15 protein-coding genes are annotated in these 15127 nt (G+C 49.2%); 9 read left to right on the forward strand and 6 right to left on the reverse strand.

Going from position 1 to position 15127, the window contains the following annotated elements; genetic code table 11:
- Position 1: 1 nt before the first annotated feature.
- A complete protein-coding gene (locus AJ81_RS01195) occupies positions 2 to 3313 on the reverse strand; it encodes a helicase-related protein (RefSeq protein ID WP_031503333.1) in 3312 nt (1103 codons plus the stop codon).
- A 318-nt stretch (positions 3314 to 3631) separates the two neighbouring features.
- On the opposite strand from AJ81_RS01195, the gene AJ81_RS01200 reads away from it, so the two are divergent.
- Genes AJ81_RS01200 through hisIE form a run of 9 tightly spaced genes read left to right on the forward strand, consistent with a single transcriptional unit; the run spans position 3632 to position 10679 of the window.
- Entirely contained in the window at positions 3632 to 4477 is an 846-nt protein-coding gene (locus AJ81_RS01200; RefSeq protein WP_031503336.1) for an ATP phosphoribosyltransferase regulatory subunit, read from the forward strand.
- On the forward strand, positions 4465 to 5091 hold the full coding sequence (gene hisG, locus AJ81_RS01205) for an ATP phosphoribosyltransferase (protein WP_031503337.1): 627 nt from the start codon (positions 4465 to 4467) through the stop codon (positions 5089 to 5091). Before AJ81_RS01200 ends, hisG begins: the two co-directional genes overlap by 13 nt.
- Positions 5075 to 6364 (forward strand): histidinol dehydrogenase, encoded by a 1290-nt coding sequence (gene hisD, locus AJ81_RS01210; protein WP_031503338.1) that lies wholly within the window; start codon positions 5075 to 5077, stop codon positions 6362 to 6364. Before hisG ends, hisD begins: the two co-directional genes overlap by 17 nt.
- The gene (gene hisC / locus AJ81_RS01215) at positions 6361 to 7398 is read left to right on the forward strand and encodes a histidinol-phosphate transaminase (RefSeq protein WP_231845414.1); all 1038 of its coding nucleotides are present in this window, start codon (positions 6361 to 6363) and stop codon (positions 7396 to 7398) included. Before hisD ends, hisC begins: the two co-directional genes overlap by 4 nt.
- Positions 7395 to 7991: an imidazoleglycerol-phosphate dehydratase HisB gene (gene hisB, locus AJ81_RS01220; RefSeq protein ID WP_031503342.1), complete on the forward strand. Its 597-nt coding sequence runs from the start codon at positions 7395 to 7397 to the stop codon at positions 7989 to 7991. The genes hisC and hisB overlap by 4 nt, the downstream gene beginning before the upstream one ends.
- A gap of 2 nt (positions 7992 to 7993) precedes the next feature.
- Positions 7994 to 8599, forward strand: a complete 606-nt coding sequence (gene hisH, locus AJ81_RS01225; protein WP_231845499.1) for an imidazole glycerol phosphate synthase subunit HisH — start codon at positions 7994 to 7996, stop codon at positions 8597 to 8599.
- Complete coding sequence (locus AJ81_RS01230; protein ID WP_031503345.1) at positions 8578 to 9306, forward strand: 1-(5-phosphoribosyl)-5-[(5-phosphoribosylamino)methylideneamino]imidazole-4-carboxamide isomerase; 729 nt, start codon at positions 8578 to 8580, stop codon at positions 9304 to 9306. The genes hisH and AJ81_RS01230 overlap by 22 nt, the downstream gene beginning before the upstream one ends.
- Positions 9296 to 10066, forward strand: coding sequence for an imidazole glycerol phosphate synthase subunit HisF (hisF, locus tag AJ81_RS01235; protein ID WP_031503347.1), 771 nt, complete (start codon positions 9296 to 9298; stop codon positions 10064 to 10066). Before AJ81_RS01230 ends, hisF begins: the two co-directional genes overlap by 11 nt.
- 1 nt (position 10067) lies before the next feature.
- Positions 10068 to 10679 (forward strand): bifunctional phosphoribosyl-AMP cyclohydrolase/phosphoribosyl-ATP diphosphatase HisIE, encoded by a 612-nt coding sequence (hisIE, locus tag AJ81_RS01240; protein WP_081708888.1) that lies wholly within the window; start codon positions 10068 to 10070, stop codon positions 10677 to 10679.
- 212 nt (positions 10680 to 10891) lie between these two features.
- Here hisIE and AJ81_RS01245 read toward each other — a convergent pair whose 3' ends face one another.
- Genes AJ81_RS01245 through AJ81_RS01265 form a run of 5 tightly spaced genes read right to left on the reverse strand, consistent with a single transcriptional unit; the run spans position 10892 to position 15100 of the window.
- Entirely contained in the window at positions 10892 to 11764 is an 873-nt protein-coding gene (locus AJ81_RS01245) for an acetamidase/formamidase family protein (protein WP_031503349.1), read from the reverse strand.
- Complete coding sequence (locus tag AJ81_RS01250) at positions 11742 to 13049, reverse strand: replication-associated recombination protein A (RefSeq protein ID WP_031503351.1); 1308 nt, start codon at positions 13047 to 13049, stop codon at positions 11742 to 11744. The genes AJ81_RS01245 and AJ81_RS01250 overlap by 23 nt, the downstream gene beginning before the upstream one ends.
- Positions 13049 to 13975: an SDR family oxidoreductase gene (locus tag AJ81_RS01255; protein ID WP_231845413.1), complete on the reverse strand. Its 927-nt coding sequence runs from the start codon at positions 13973 to 13975 to the stop codon at positions 13049 to 13051. Before AJ81_RS01255 ends, AJ81_RS01250 begins: the two co-directional genes overlap by 1 nt.
- Positions 13976 to 13977: 2 nt before the next feature.
- Positions 13978 to 14508, reverse strand: coding sequence for a metal-dependent transcriptional regulator (locus tag AJ81_RS01260; protein ID WP_031503355.1), 531 nt, complete (start codon positions 14506 to 14508; stop codon positions 13978 to 13980).
- Positions 14495 to 15100: a uracil-DNA glycosylase gene (locus tag AJ81_RS01265; protein WP_031503356.1), complete on the reverse strand. Its 606-nt coding sequence runs from the start codon at positions 15098 to 15100 to the stop codon at positions 14495 to 14497. The genes AJ81_RS01260 and AJ81_RS01265 overlap by 14 nt, the downstream gene beginning before the upstream one ends.
- Positions 15101 to 15127 lie beyond the last annotated feature (27 nt).

Genomic DNA, 15127 nt, shown 5'->3' on the forward strand with positions numbered 1-15127 from the left:
ATCACACCTCTCTTTTTCCTTTGCTCTTCCATTCTTCCGGTTCGACCAGGTAACGAACGACCTCGACCTTCTCGAAGAACTTCAAGTTCTCCGCTGGGTTGTTGACGACGTAGAGCTCAGGGTTCGTCGCTGCGTTCACAACGATGTACAACCAATAATCGTTCTTGAGTTGTTTGGCCTTCATTAGCTCGTTCGGAGTCAGGGCTATTTGACCACACCCTGCCCTCGCCTTCACCTCGATGTACCTGACTTCCCCTTCACCCTTGGAACGAATATCGAATCCGAGGTTCTCCCTCGAGACATCCTTTGGTTCTCTTCCATGCTTTCTTTCGTATTCCATGGCGATCTGTATTCCGATCCGTTCGATCTCTTCATCTCGAATCATCTCGTCGGCCGTTCGAGCGACAACCCTCACGACCGTCAAGAGCTCCAGGAAGGAGATAACCAAGTGTTGTTCTTGTTGGATTTCTTTTTCGAGTTCTTCTCTTGCCCTCTCATAGCTTTTCTTCTGCTGATCCTTGTTTAGGATCGCAAGATCCACCTTTTCCCCGAAGGACTGTCTCTCGTAGAGTTCCGAGAGCTCCGCGTCCAGTTCACCTATTAGGTAGTCGAGGGACCGCAAACCATACTTCCTCTTGATTTCTGCTTGTCTTTCTCTCTCCCTGCGCAGCTGCTCTTTGTACTTCTCCACGGCTTTTATCACGAACGGTAGAACCTCGCTCTCGCTCGCATTCAACGGTTCGACTGTCCCTTCGAACGGGACCAGATCCCAGAGGAGGGCTGGGTCTACTTCCCTCTTCTCTTTTCCATCATCGTAGATGGCGAAGATCTTGCGCGCCACGACCTCGCTTCTTCCATCGACGATCTCGCCCATGTAGAACCAGATGAGCCCGTCGTATTTTCCAGAAGGATCTTCGAAGGTCGAGCCCTTCTTGACACCCTCGCGAAATTCTGTCACCACCCACTCGATCAACGCCTCCAAGAGCGGATGACCGAAGGACACGAACTCGGAATCTGGTTCTCGAAAGGCCTTTTCTTTGTCGAAAGTGATCTTTCTGTAACTTTTCATGAGTATTCCAAACTTGTTCTTGAACTCCAATTTTTCTGCTATTTTCTTAATTTCGTAGAGGATGGATCGCACCGTCAAGAAGCCATCCCTGGTTTTTTCCCATTCACCTCCAAGCCTTCTGAATGCCCTCTTGAAGAACTCCTCAACGTACTCGGGTACGAGTCTGTATTCTTCGGCTTTCTCAAACATTTCTTTGATTCTTGAATGATCTATGTACTTTGTTGCGAGGCTTTCGCCCAGCATCTCCTTGATCCTTTCGATGTACTCTGGGTCAACCTTGACTCTTTCATCCAACTCCTTCAACACTTCGTCCATGGTTTTCGCGTTCGTGACGGCATCGACGATCAGCTGGTGGAAGTCCTTGTCAGGATAGATCTGACCGATTATGTCAAAGACCTTATCGCTGCCAAGTTTTTCTCTTATTTCTTCCAACTTGCTCAAGAGTTTCGCTAAGACCTCGCCCTCCCTGGTGTCCTCCGTGACCAGGTTGAAGATGTACACGTCTTTCTGCTGACCGTACCTGTGGATCCTACCCATTCTCTGCTCCAAGCGCACTGGACTCCAAGGGATGTCGTAGTTAATCATGACGTGACAAAACTGCAGGTTGATACCCTCGCCCGCAGCTTCAGTCGCAACCATGATCTGGGTCTCTTCTTTGAAAAGCTTCTCCGCCTTGATTCTCTCTTCAAGCTTCATTCCCCCATGGATGTAATTGACTTTGTAACCCCACTTTCTTATCTTGTCAACGAGGTATTCTAAGGTGTCTCTCGATTCAGTAAAAATCAATACCTTGGCGTTTCCACCCATTTCGCTCGATTTTTTGAACCCATCTTCAATGGCTTTTCTGAGCTTCGAAAGCTTCGCCTCACTCTCGCTGCGTACGATGTCATCAGCTCTCTTCATCAGTTCTTGGATGATCTTGATCTCGCCTGTGAGCTCATCTCGATCCGTAGCAAACGTCAATGTTTCCCACTCTTCCTCCCTTTTCCACCTTTCCTCCTCCTCAAGATCCTCAAGCGTTTCGTAGTCCAAGTGGTATTCTTTCTGCTTTTCCTGTCCTTTTGCGAGTATTTCTTCGAGCCTTCTCTTTCTCCTCTCCAAAGACTTCATGAGTGCGAACGTGCTCGATGCCATTCTTCTCTGGAGAATCACGAGTGCGAAGGCCACGTTTTTCTTCTTGTCGTTCTTCAGTCCCTTGTTGTACTGCTCGATCACATAGCGCGACACCTCGTTGTAGAGCTCTTTCTCCCTCTCGGAGAGCTTGAATTTGACAGTGTTTGTGAACCTCCTGGTGAAAATCGGATTGTTGTTGAAGTCTCGAAGGTCTTCTTTGAGCCTACGTATGAACAACGGATTGTCTCGGTTTTTCAAAGATTCCTCAACCATCTCAGGATTTGCGAAGAAACCTGGCTGAAGCAGGTCCAAGAACAACCTGAAATTCTCCGGATCTCCCCTGTGTGGAGTTGCAGTAAGGAAAAGCAAGTGATTTGCCACCTTCGAAAGAACCTCTCCCAACCTGTACCTCTTGGTCTTCTCGGTCTTGTTTCCATAAGAGTAAGCCGCCATCTTGTGGGCTTCGTCGACAACGACTAGATCCCACCGGACCGAGTTCAGCGTTGGTAGGATGTCGTCCTGTTTCGCGAAGTCCAAGGATGTGATCACCCGGTCGTTGATTTCCCAGGGATTTTCACCGTAGTGGGCATCGAACGTGTGTCTATCCAAAACCGTGAACTTCTCGTCGAATTTTTCGGAAAGTTCTCGCCGCCACTGGTCTTTCAAATGTCCTGGTACCACTATCAATATCCGTGAGGCCAGCTTTCTCAGCCTCAACTCCTTAATTATCAAACCCGCCATTATCGTCTTCCCTGCACCCGGGTCGTCGGCTATCAGAAATCTCACCTTCGGTTGCTTCAGAACATATCCGTAGACCGCCTCTATCTGGAAGGGCAGTGGGTCGATCTTGGAAACGTTCATCGCAAGGAATGGATCAAACAAAGACGCGTATTTGAGGCGGGTGGCTTCTATGAAGAGAAAAGCGTCTCTCGCCGGAAAGGAAAAGTCAATGGTTTGGCTGACGATCTGTAGCTGCGTTAACTCTGACTTTCTCAGAAAGCGGTTGACATACCGTTTGGTGTGTAGGGTGGAACCAACTATTTGAACGTGCTCACCGAAGTCCACGATTTTGTCCACCCTCACCGGTTCGTTCGCGATGTTCCCTTTTACAATATCCCCCTCTTTCAACATCCGAGAGCCCCCTTGAGACAAGTCGGCTTTTCATGTATTATTTTAAATCAAAGGTATGAAAAGGCAACAAGAATGTACAACTTTGATGACGATTCGATCGCGCACGTTGGAATACACGACGCCGCCGTGGTATTATACTGTCAAAGGTGAACGATCATGAGTGTGTTTGATCGCAAACTTGAAACTCTGAATCTCGTGCACCATCACGTGTTTGACCCGGTAGCTTTCCCACCGGGCGTCACGTGATGGTGGAATTTGGAAGGCTACCGGGTCACATCCGAAAGGGTGTGACCCTTTTTCTTTTAAGGAGGGAGAGGCTTGAAAAGAATCGACAAACTCGTTCGTTCTTTCGTTGATCAAGCGATGGCTGAAGGCTTCGAGCTGTTTCTGAGTCCAGAAACCGAAGTGTTGAGAGATCTTTCGCAGATCAACGACAACGTTGTGTTCTTCCAGGCCAAGAACGGACAGTTGTTCAAGCTCAGAGACGATTACACAACGACCATCGTCGAGTTCTTCAACAAGAACGCATCAGATTCGCTGAGAGTTTGGTACTCAGGTTTCGTTTATCGTTACGATCAAACGGGGCAAATTCAGAACACCTTTCAGCTCGGTTTGGAAATCGTTCCCTACAACTCACCCCAAGACAGTTTCGTGGTCTTGAGGGTCATGCTCGAATCGATCCTCCGCTCGCTCACAGACGAATTGCTCGTTGAGATAGGTGATTCACGGGTGATAGAAAAGTGCGTCCAGCACGTGCCAAAGAAGTTCAGAAAAAAACTCTTCGAGCTCATAGACAGAAAGGATGTGTCTGAATTGGAGTTTTTCGCATCTTTGAACGACCTGGATCTGAGCGACGTGCTGAAACTCGTTGAAGCCAGTTTCACCAAAAGGAGCGTGAACCAGCTGAAAGAATTCGAGCTGGATCCATCGATCGAAAGAGAAATAGTTGAGCTCGTGGATTTTCTGTCGGGATTTTCCGGAGTAACGGTGGAGATAGATTTTTCACTCGCCAGAACCGTTGAAGAGTACGATGGACCCACTTTTATCTTTTTCGATCTGAAAGACCCTGCACTCATCGCCGCCGGTGGAAGGTACAGGGTGAACGAACGCACACTGGGAGTCGGTGGAACGATCTTCTTGGAGGAGAAAGCATGGTCAAGATAGCGCTCGCGAAGGGAAGGCTCGAAGATGAAGCGTTCGCGTTCTTGGAAAGATGTGATTTTCAATTCAAAGAAAGGAGTGAGAGATCTCTGATCGTCGAGGACGTGGAGGAGCAGTTGAAGATCTTCATCGTGAAACCTTCGGACGTTCCAACCTACGTGTTCAACAACGTTGCAGACGTCGGTATCTGCGGCACGGATTCGATAGTCGAATCGCAGTTCAGACTCGTTCAGCCCATGAAACTGCCGTTTGGGAAAGCGAGGATGGTCGTGGCGGGCTTGGAAGGCTTCAAGGTGAAGAACGGAAGTGTCAGTGTGGCGACGAAGTTCCCAGTTAGTGCGAAGCTCTATTTCGATTCGAAGGGGCTGGACGTGAAGATCATAAAATTGCACGGGTCAGTGGAGCTCGCACCGATCGTGGGGCTCGCACCTTTGATTGTGGACATCGTCCAGACGGGAAGGACTTTGAAGGAAAACGGACTTTCGATCTTGGACGAAGTGTACCCCATAAGCGCGGTTGTGACGTTGAACGACGTGGCTTACAGGATCAAACGTGCCGAGATTCTGGACTTCCTTGGAAGGTTGGAAAGGGGGCTTGAGCGTGAGGGTACTCGTTGAACCAACGAAAGGTCAGATTTTCGAAATCTTGGAAGAGAGAAAGACAAACTTTCTGAATATCGAAGAAAATGTGAGGCTCATCGTCGAGAACGTCAGAAAGAACGGTCAGAGCGCTCTGGATGAGTACATTTCCAAGTACGAAAAATGTGCGCTCAAAGGTGAGCAGATCTTGGTTCGACAGGAAGAGCTTGAATCGGCAAAGGTCGAGCCGGAGTTCGAAGAGGCGTGTGAGAAGCTTATCGAACGGCTCGAAGCGTTTCATTCGATGCAACTGGAACGATCGGTGTGGAGCCTGACAAAAAATGGCTCCTTCACGGCGCAGTTGGTTAGGCCCATCGAGAGCGTCGCGATCTACGTGCCCTCGGGAAAGAAGGTCTACTTCACAACACTTCTGATGTGTGCAATTCCTGCGAAAATCGCGGGAATCGAAAGAATCGTTGTAGCAAGCCCAGCTGACGAAGAGGGTAAACTTTCGCCATACGTGTTGCATCTGTGTCGAAGGCTCGGTGTGAAGGAAGTTTACAAGATGGGTGGTGCGCACGCAATCGCAGCACTCGCATACGGAACGGAGGTTGTAAAGAAAGTCGACAAAATCGTCGGACCCGGCAACGCCTACGTTTCTTGTGCGAAGAAGTTGGTCTTCGGTGATTGTGGTATAGACTCGGTAGCAGGCCCCACGGAGCTTTTGATCGTCGCAGACGAAACTGCTGACCCTAAACTGGTGGCAATCGACATGCTCGCACAAGCCGAGCACGACGAGATGGCGATGAGCGTTCTTTTGACGAACGACGAAGATCTGTTGGACAGAACGCTCGAAGAACTCGCAAAACAGTTGAACGAATTGAGTGAGCCGAACAGATCGATCGCTCAAGTTTCGCTCGAGAGAAACGGACTTTCCATCTTGACGAAAGATTTGAACAACGCGATCGAGTTCGTCAACCTTTTCGCTCCAGAACATCTCGAATTGTTCTTAGAAGATCCCTTCTCACTTTTACCAAAGGTCAAGAACGCAGGTTCCGTATTCCTCGGAAGTTGGTCGGCGGAGGCGTTCGGTGACTACGGCATAGGACCCAACCACGTGCTTCCGACTTCGACCAGCGCAAGGTTCTCTTCTGGCTTGAGCGTTCAAGATTTTTTGAAGAGGATCTTCGTAACGCGCGTGAGCGAGGAAGAAGTCCTCAAGGAAGGAAGGTTCTATTCAACCTTGGCGAGGCTTGAGGGCTTCGAGGCACACGCTCGCTCGATCGAAGTGAGGATGGAGGGATCGAGGTGAGTTTCAAAGCGGTGGTTGAAAGGATTAGAAAAGACGTCGAAGCGTACCAGAGCGAAACGAGATCTCCTATCTATCTGGCCTTGAACGAGAATCCTTATCCTTTTCCAGAGGAGCTGATCCGACAGTGTTTCGAATCGATCGATCCGTCGAAGGTGAACCTGTACGTCGATTCTCCTTCGAAGGAGTTTTTGAAAGAACTCGTGGACTACCTTTCGACTGATTCTTGGAGAGCGCGAGAAGAGCAGATCAGCGTCGGAAACGGAGCGGACGAGATCATATACGTGCTCTTGCTGATGTTCAAAGACCTCTCCATATACGTCTTTCCTCCAACGTACAGTTGCTACGAGATCTTCGCCAACGCGTTGGGTGTGAAAGTGAACAAAGTGCCGCTCAGAGGAGAAAGAATCGACACGAAGACGTTGAAAGGTCTGCTGAACGAAGACTGTGTCGTGTTCTTGCCGAATCCGAACAATCCGACGGGTCATCTCTTCGAGGAAGAGGAGATCTTCTGGTTGTTGAAGACCAAGGCTCTCTTGATTCTCGATGAAGCGTATTTCGAGTTCTCTGGAAAAACCTTTGCACCTCTGATAGAACAATTCCAGAACCTCGCGATCTTGAGAACCTTCTCGAAGGCTTTCAGCCTCGCTTCTCAGAGGATCGGATACATCGTCGCGAATCCTTCTTTGATCGACGCTTACAACAGGGTCCGTCTGCCGTACAACGTGAGCTATCTGGGTCAAACCTTTGCGACGATAGCGTTGAGAAACAAACGTATTTTCCAAGAACGTGTGAGAAAGATCATCGAGGAAAGAGAAAGACTCAAGAACGCGTTGAGGAGCATGGGTTTGAAGGTGAACGATTCGAAGGCGAACTTCGTCTTCGTCTATCTCGAACGGGAGCGAACTGAGAGAGTCTACAGAGCCTTACTGAAGCGAGGAATCACGGTGAGAAAGACAGAGTTCGGGCTTCGCATGGCCGTCGGTCAGCCAAAACAGAACGATCTTCTAATCGAGACATTGGAGGGATCGTTGTGAAGATAGAAAAACAAACGAATCGATGCTGCGTGGAAAGGGAAACCCTCGAGACCAATATAAAGCTGTGGCTCATAGACGATGGGAAGGGAGAGTTCACTGGATCGAGCAGGATCGGCTTTCTCGATCACATGCTCAAGACGTTCTGTAGATTTTCGACCCTGTCTTTGAGCTTGGAACAGTTCGAGGCGGACTTGCACGTGGACATGCACCACGGGGTTGAGGACCTTGCACTTGTCTTGGGTACGGCTTTCAGAGAGCTCTTAGACTATTCCAGAGCGAAACGTTTTGGCTATGCGATCGTTCCGATGGACGAGGCGCTGACGATGTGCTCGATCGATCTTTCTGGAAGAAGCTTCTTGAATTTTCAGGCTTCTTTTGAAACACAAAGCATCGGTGATTTCCCCGTCGAATTGATCGAAGAGTTCTTCAGGAGCTTTTCCAGCAACGCAAGGATAACTCTGCACATTGTGAAGTTGTTTGGGAAGAACTCACACCACATCGCCGAATCGATGTTCAAAGCCTTTGCTATTGCTGTGAGAAGCGCGATCGAGAAGATTGAATCTACCCAGAGCACGAAAGGGGTGATAGATTGAACGTGGCCATCGTTTCAAGCATGCCTGGAAACGTGATGAACTTGTACAGGGCCTTGAAGGGGCTCGAACAGAGCTTGAACGTGGAACTTTTGGAAAAACCGTCACAAAGCTCTTTCGACGTGATCTTCTTGCCAGGCGTTGGGCACTTCGAAGAAGCGATGCGACGGCTCGGAGAGAACGAAATGGACAAATTCTTGCTGAACCAAGCTGAAAAGAGCTTCATCGTGGGAATATGTCTTGGTATGCAGATCCTCTTTGAAGAGAGCGAAGAGAGTGTTTCAAGCCGATCGGTTCGAGGCCTTGGTCTGCTCGAGGGCAAGGTAACGAAACTGAAGGCACAAGTTTTACCCCACGTCGGTTGGAATCAAGTGAGATTTCAGAACGACAAGTTCAAGGACCTGGATGGAAGGTATTTTTACTTCGTTCATTCGTACAGGGTCCTGTGCGAAGAATCTTTGGTTGTCGCAACCTGTGAGTACGAAGAAGAGTTCCCAGTGGTTGTCATGAAGGACAAGGTCTTGGGAGTTCAGTTTCATCCGGAGAAGAGCCATGCGGTGGGAAAAGCCTTTTTGAAGAGGGTGTTGGAATGCGCGTCATCCCAGCGATAGATCTTTACGATGGTCGCGTCGTGAGATTCGAACGAGGCGACAAAAAGAAGATTCATCTTTACGATTACGATCCTGTAGAATTGTTGAAACTCTTCGCAGAAGAAGGTTTTCAACTCGTGCACGTTGTGGATCTGTCGTGCGCGATCGATGGATCAATGGCAAACGAGGTCGTGTTGAAGAAGATCTCACGGAGAAATCTCGCAAGATTCGTTCAAATCGGTGGCGGCATCAGGAGCCTGGAGCGAGCGATTCAGCTGGTACAGATGGGGTTCAGAAGGCAGATACTGAGTTCCGCGTTGATCGAAGATCCGACGTTGATCTGCAAGTTGATGCAGCAGGGCATCGACGTGGTGTTCTCGCTCGACACCGCTAATGAACGGGTACGAACGAAGGGATGGAACGAGACAAGCGAGCTGAACGTCGTGGAGCTTTTGAAAACACTGAAAGAGCTCGGCTTGAAAGAGGTGATTCACACCGATGTCGAAGCCGATGGAACACTCAAGGGAAGAAAACTCGATTTCACCAAACACTTGGCACAGAAAACGAATTTGACCTTCATCGTCGCAGGTGGGATAAGTGGCGTTGAAGACCTCGAGGATGTCAGAAGGTTAAACCTCGAAGTTCCATTCGTCGATGGCGTCATCGTGGGCAGGGCCTTCTACGAGGGAAAGATAACACTGAAGGAGATGAAGAGTTATGCTTGCTAAGCGCATCATCGCGTGCTTGGATGTGAAGGATGGTGTGGTCGTGAAGGGAAGACAGTTCGAGAACCTCGTTTACGGTGGAGATCCTGTGGAATTGGCACAGAAGTACTGCGACTCTTGCATTGATGAGTTGGTCTTTCTCGATATTACCGCTTCCTTGGAATCGAGAAGGACGATGATTCACGTGGTGAAGAAGGTCGCGGAGAAAACGAACATTCCCTTCACCGTGGGTGGGGGTATTCGTGACATCGAAACTGCATCGGAGTTGATCTATGCCGGTGCAGACAAGGTGAGCATCAATACCGCCGCGGTAGAGAATCCGAAGCTGATAGAAAAAATTGCATCAAAGTTCGGTTCTCAAGCTGTCGTAGTCGCAGTCGATGCTAAGAGGACTCAACTGGGCTTCGAAGTCTTCATCCTTTCTGGAAAGAAGGCGACAGGTATCAAATTGGAAGACTGGTTAAGAAATGTTCAAGAGCTCGGTGCGGGCGAAATCCTTCTAACAAGCATAGACAAAGATGGCACAAAAGAAGGCTTCGACCTTGAACTCATCTCGTTGGCCAGAAAGGTCTTGAAAATTCCACTGATCGCATCGGGCGGTGCCGGAACAAAACAACATTTTCTCGAAGCGTTCAAGGCAGGTGCGGATGCGGCGCTCGGTGCATCGGTGTTCCACTTCGGCTTGATCGATGTTCAAGATTTGAAGAGATACCTTTCTCAGAACAAAATCAACGTGAGACTGGATTGTTGGGAGGTCGAATGACGTGCTGAGACCCGTAGTTGTCCAAGAAGCTTTCACGAAAGAAGTTCTCATGCTGGCTTACGCTGACGAAGAGGCTTTGAGATTGACGAAAGAAACTGGCTTTGCACACTTCTATTCGAGATCGAGACAAAAGATCTGGAAGAAGGGTGAAGAATCGGGGAACACGATGAGAGTTTTGCAGATCGTTGAAGATTGCGACAGAGATGCCTTGTTGTACCTTGTGGAATTTCCAGAGAACAAGGTGGCGTGTCATACAGGAAGAAGGAGTTGTTTCTTCAACGTCGTCCATGGAGAAAACGTGAAGGACGGACTTGGATTTCTTCAAAAACTCCACAAGATCGTCGAAGACAGGAAAAACAATCCCACAGAAGGTTCTTACACGACGAGCCTGTTCAGGACAGGTTTGGACGAAATCCTCAAGAAGTTTGGCGAAGAGAGCATAGAAGTCATACTGGCAGCGAAACACCAGACAAAGGAAAGACTCATCAACGAAATTTCAGATCTCATATACCATCTGATCGTGTTGATGTGCGCCGAGGATGTTTCCTGGAACGACGTGATCGGGGAACTCGAGAAAAGATCAAAAAAATGTCCGGAGAATGAGAGATCATGAAGACTCGTGCTGATGAGTCTGTCACAAGATGAGTGGTTTCGGAAAAAGCAGACCATGCGTTTCTAATCACCAACTCTTGTGAAAAAACGCAGGGTGGCACAAAGAAATATCTCTGCAAATTGCTTTTAGAATGAGAAGCCACAATGTTCTTCGAGAAAAGCTTTGTTACTGAACATCAGTATGAAAAACGCTTCGAAATCTGCGCAGTACGTTCACACAAGATAACGCTTTGGAATCTTCGCCTTCGCTGTTAAATTCGGATCGACGAGCTGGCTCACGCCCACGTCGACGATCAAGCTTGCGAGCATGTAAGCTTCTTCGAAAGAGAGTTTTCTTGCTTCACTGATCATCTTCACTGCGACGCGCGTGGCTTCTTCGAGCGCGTCCTCCAATTTTGGCAGAGAAACGAGTACGTATACATTTTCCTCAGTCTCCACGATGGGCCATTCGATCGTTCTGTCCTCAATGTCTATCTTCACTGTCACGGTCGCTGGAACCTCGCATGCAGAAACGCACACTTCACCGTCACCCATCACGGCATGAACATCGCCCAGAGCGAAAAGCGCACCATCTTGAAAGATGGGAAGGTGGATCTTACACCTGATGGATATTTCTTTCGTGTCCATGTTGCCGCCGTGTTTGTGTGCAGTACCGGTGGGAAACTCTTCTCGTTCGGGTGCCACACCGATTACCCCGATCATTGGTCTGATTGGGATCGAAAGATCGTTGAAGATGACATGACCATCACGAATCGGCAAGATCTTCGCTTTGAAACCCTTGACGACATTCTTGAGCACACCGAAGCCTTCCTCAGCGACTATCACACCACGGTCCGATGAGATGTTTATGTCGAGGATCTCCACCACGAGCGTTTGACCTTTTTTGGTACCTTCAACGTAGATCGGGCCTGTGGCGGGATTGACCTTTGAGAAATCGAGGTTCATCACGTTTGCTTCGTCTTGAATCTGTCCGCCGAGCGCATCGAGTGTTTCGAACTGGACCGTTTCGCCGGCGTGAACATGTGCAACAGGCTTCATGCCGGGGCTGAAGGCGTAAATCACGTTATCCTTTGGGATGACTTTCACCGCTATCACCCTCTCTCTTTCCCCACAGCTGTTCCAACCTCTTCTTTATCGACGATTCCTTGCCAACGTCTTTTGGCACGTACAGTCTGATATCTTCAAGACCTTCGGGCATATAGCTTCTTTGAACGAAACCTCCAACATCGTGTGGATAAACGTAACCTTTACCGTAGCCCATATTCTTCATGAGTTTGGTCACAGGATTTCTCAAGAACAGCGGTACTTCAGCATCTTTCGTCTTTGCTACCAGCTCTTTTGCTCGAGACAGCGCTTCATAAGTAGAATTGCTCTTTGGGGCTGTTGCGAGGTATATCGCCGCCTCTGCAAGGTTCAGCGCGCATTCTGGCATACCCACGTGTTCCACCGCCTGCGCAGCACTGACTGCGATCACGAGGGCGAAGGGATCTGCTAAACCTATATCTTCACTCGCGAGGATGATCATTCTTCTTGCAATGAATCTGGGATCTTCCCCAGACTCGAGCATTCGAACCATGTAGTAGAGCGCCGCGTCTGGATCACTTCCTCTGAGACTCTTTATGAACGCCGAGGCCAGATCGTAGTGATTCTCTTCTGTGTAAGTTAGAATCTTCGACGGTGAAAGCTCGGCCAGATCTTCGAGACGAAGCTTCTTCAAGCCTTTAGACAGCGTTGTTTCAACGATCGTCTCGAGCGTGTTCAACGCATATCTTGCATCACCGTTCGATTCCTTCGCAATGTACGAGAGCACCTCTTCTTCTATTTCCACTTGACTCCTCCTGAACAGCTCATCTCTTTCAACGGCGCGTTTCATGATCTTCAGCAGATCCTCTGCGGTGAGTGGCTTGAGCTGGATCACTCGGCAACGCGAAAGTAAGGGTGCGATGATCTCGAAAGACGGATTCTCCGTGGTCGCACCGATGAGTACGATCGTTCCATCCTCCACTCGCGAGAGTAAAAGATCCTGCTGAGCCTTGTTCAATCTGTGTATTTCGTCGATGAACAGTATGGTCCGTTTACCGTACTTTTTGAGTTCCTGAGCCCTACTGAGCACCTGCTTTATCTCTGCAGCACCGTGGAGCGACCCGCTCAGAGAATGGAATTCTGCATCGACGTATTTTCTGATCAGCTCGGCGATGGAACTCTTACCACAACCCGGAGGACCGTAGAGTATGCACGAGAAAATTGACCCAGATTCCAGCGCACGGCGAAGAACGCCGCTTTCACCGAGCACGTGGTCTTGACCCACGAGTTCGTCGAGATCCTTGGGTCTCATCCTTTCTGCGAGAGGCTCCGAACCTTGCGTGAACATCACCCTCCAGATTTGAAGAACTCCAACGTGAGGGCTAAGCCTGTTTTCAAATCGATTTTGGGTTTCCAACCGAGCAATTTCTCAGCCTTCGAACAATCCAAGATGCTCTTTCTCAGGTCACCTTTCCTTGGTTCCGCATAAACGGGTTCTTTCGAATAGTTCGTCAACTCCGCGAGCATCTTGAAGAGCTGGTTCACCGTCGTGCCGACACCCGTTGCGATGTTGAAGATGCCGCTGACCTCAGGTTTCAGAGACAGTAAGTTGGCCTCGACTACGTCCGATACGTACACGTAGTCTCTCACGTATTCACCATCGCCAAAGATGTGGACCTCTTCATTCTTCAACATTCTCGACGTGAATATGGCTACCACGCCGGCCTCACCGTTGGGATCCTGTCTTGGTCCGTACACGTTGCCGTAGCGAAGAGAAACATAATCGAGGCCCTTTTCCTTCTTGAAGAAATCCAGATACATTTCCACACTTCTCTTTGCGATGCCGTACGGTGAGACGGGTTTTGGGCAGACTTCTTCGTTCGTTGGTACGGGCACATCGTCGCCGTAGATGGCTCCGCCCGTGGAAGAGAAGATGAACTTTTTCACACCGTACTTCACACTCTTTTCGAGCAAAACTAAGCTACCAACGATGTTACTCATCGCGTCCTTGACAGGCTCTTTGACCGATACACTCACACTCGCCTGCGCTGCAAGATGAAAGACGTAATCAAAATGATGGAGCATGAACACGCGTTCCATCATTTCCTCGTCCTGAATGCTCTGCTGATAAAACAAAGCCTGCCTGTTCAAATTCTCAATCTTACCGTTGCTCAAATTGTCGACCACGACAACCCTGTGACCTTCACGAAGCAAGGCATCGACCAGGTGTGAACCTATGAATCCTGCTCCTCCCGTTACCAAGACGTTAGCCACACTCATTCACCCTCTTCTTCCTCTGTTTCCTTCTCCATGGCCTTGAGGTCTTCGAGTACCTCTTCAGGAAGTGTTGGAGCGTTCACCAATTTGCGACTCTCTTCTATGAACTCTCTAAGCTCTTTCGCCTTGTCCTCGGAGAAATCGATGATCAGTCTGTAGAAATCTTTTATTCTCTCGCGTGTTCTCGCAGTAAGATAGTGTGACAAATGCCTTGCCAACTTCTCTGAGATGTCTATGGAGATACCGAGCACGTAGTGGAAGAAATTTTTGATGCGTCTCTGTAGGGCGTACAGACTCTGAGCCTTCCTTTTTCCACGTGAGGTGAGGATGATCAAACCGTACTTTTCGTACTCGACGTACCCGAGGTCTGCGAGCCTTCTGACCGCATTCGTGACACTCGGCAGACTGACTCCTACCCTTCTCGCAATCGTGCTGATTCTTGCAGCAGGTTGTTTCTGCTGGATCTCGTAGATCACCGTCAAGTAGTCTTCCAGTGCGGGTGTCAAAGTTTTCTTCCTACCCCTTGGCATCTTGATACCTCCCTTTCAGCTCATCATAGAATTTTCGGACCTTCTTGATGTCCTGCCAAGTTAGATCCTTCGGAGAGCCTTTCTCTCTCGAAGGATTCCTCAGCAGATAACTCGGATGGAACATGGGAAACAGTTTCTTGCCTGCCTTCCATTGAATCTCCTTGCCACGATAATCACTGATCGAGACATTTTGGTTGAGAAAGAACGAGAGTGCCGTGCTACCAAGAGGAACGATGATCGCTGGATCGACGATCATGATCTGCGCGTAAAGAAAATGCGCACACGCTTTTTGTTCCTGCGCGTTTGGGACCCTGTTATTGGGTGGTCTACACTTGACGACGTTGCATATGTAGACTTCCTCACGAGTCAGTTGAACGGACTCGAGGATCTTCGTTAGCAACTGACCCGCTCGGCCGACGAACGGTCGACCCGTCTTGTCCTCTTCTTCACCTGGACCTTCACCAACGAACATGATGGGTGCATAGAGACTGCCCTCACCGACGACCACGTTGGTCCTACCTTGAGCGAGCTGACAGGCTTCACATTCCTGAACTCGTTCCGTCAGGATTTGAATGAGTTCCTCTCTCGTCAAAACTGACCCTCCACGGTGTGCATAATC

This window comes from Pseudothermotoga hypogea DSM 11164 = NBRC 106472, assembly GCF_000816145.1.
In the GTDB taxonomy this organism is placed as follows: Bacteria; Thermotogota; Thermotogae; order Thermotogales; family DSM-5069; genus Pseudothermotoga_A; species Pseudothermotoga_A hypogea.

What these genes read in the sequence shown, in the direction of transcription:
- AJ81_RS01195 (WP_031503333.1), bottom strand. Translation starts at nt 3,313, where the DNA reads ATGTTGAAAGAGGGGGATATTGTAAAAGGGAACATCGCGAACGAACCG.
- hisG (WP_031503337.1), top strand. Translation starts at nt 4,465, where the DNA reads ATGGTCAAGATAGCGCTCGCGAAGGGAAGGCTCGAAGATGAAGCGTTC.
- AJ81_RS01230 (WP_031503345.1), top strand. Translation starts at nt 8,578, where the DNA reads ATGCGCGTCATCCCAGCGATAGATCTTTACGATGGTCGCGTCGTGAGA.
- hisF (WP_031503347.1), top strand. Translation starts at nt 9,296, where the DNA reads ATGCTTGCTAAGCGCATCATCGCGTGCTTGGATGTGAAGGATGGTGTG.
- AJ81_RS01250 (WP_031503351.1), bottom strand. Translation starts at nt 13,049, where the DNA reads ATGTTCACGCAAGGTTCGGAGCCTCTCGCAGAAAGGATGAGACCCAAG.
- AJ81_RS01260 (WP_031503355.1), bottom strand. Translation starts at nt 14,508, where the DNA reads ATGCCAAGGGGTAGGAAGAAAACTTTGACACCCGCACTGGAAGACTAC.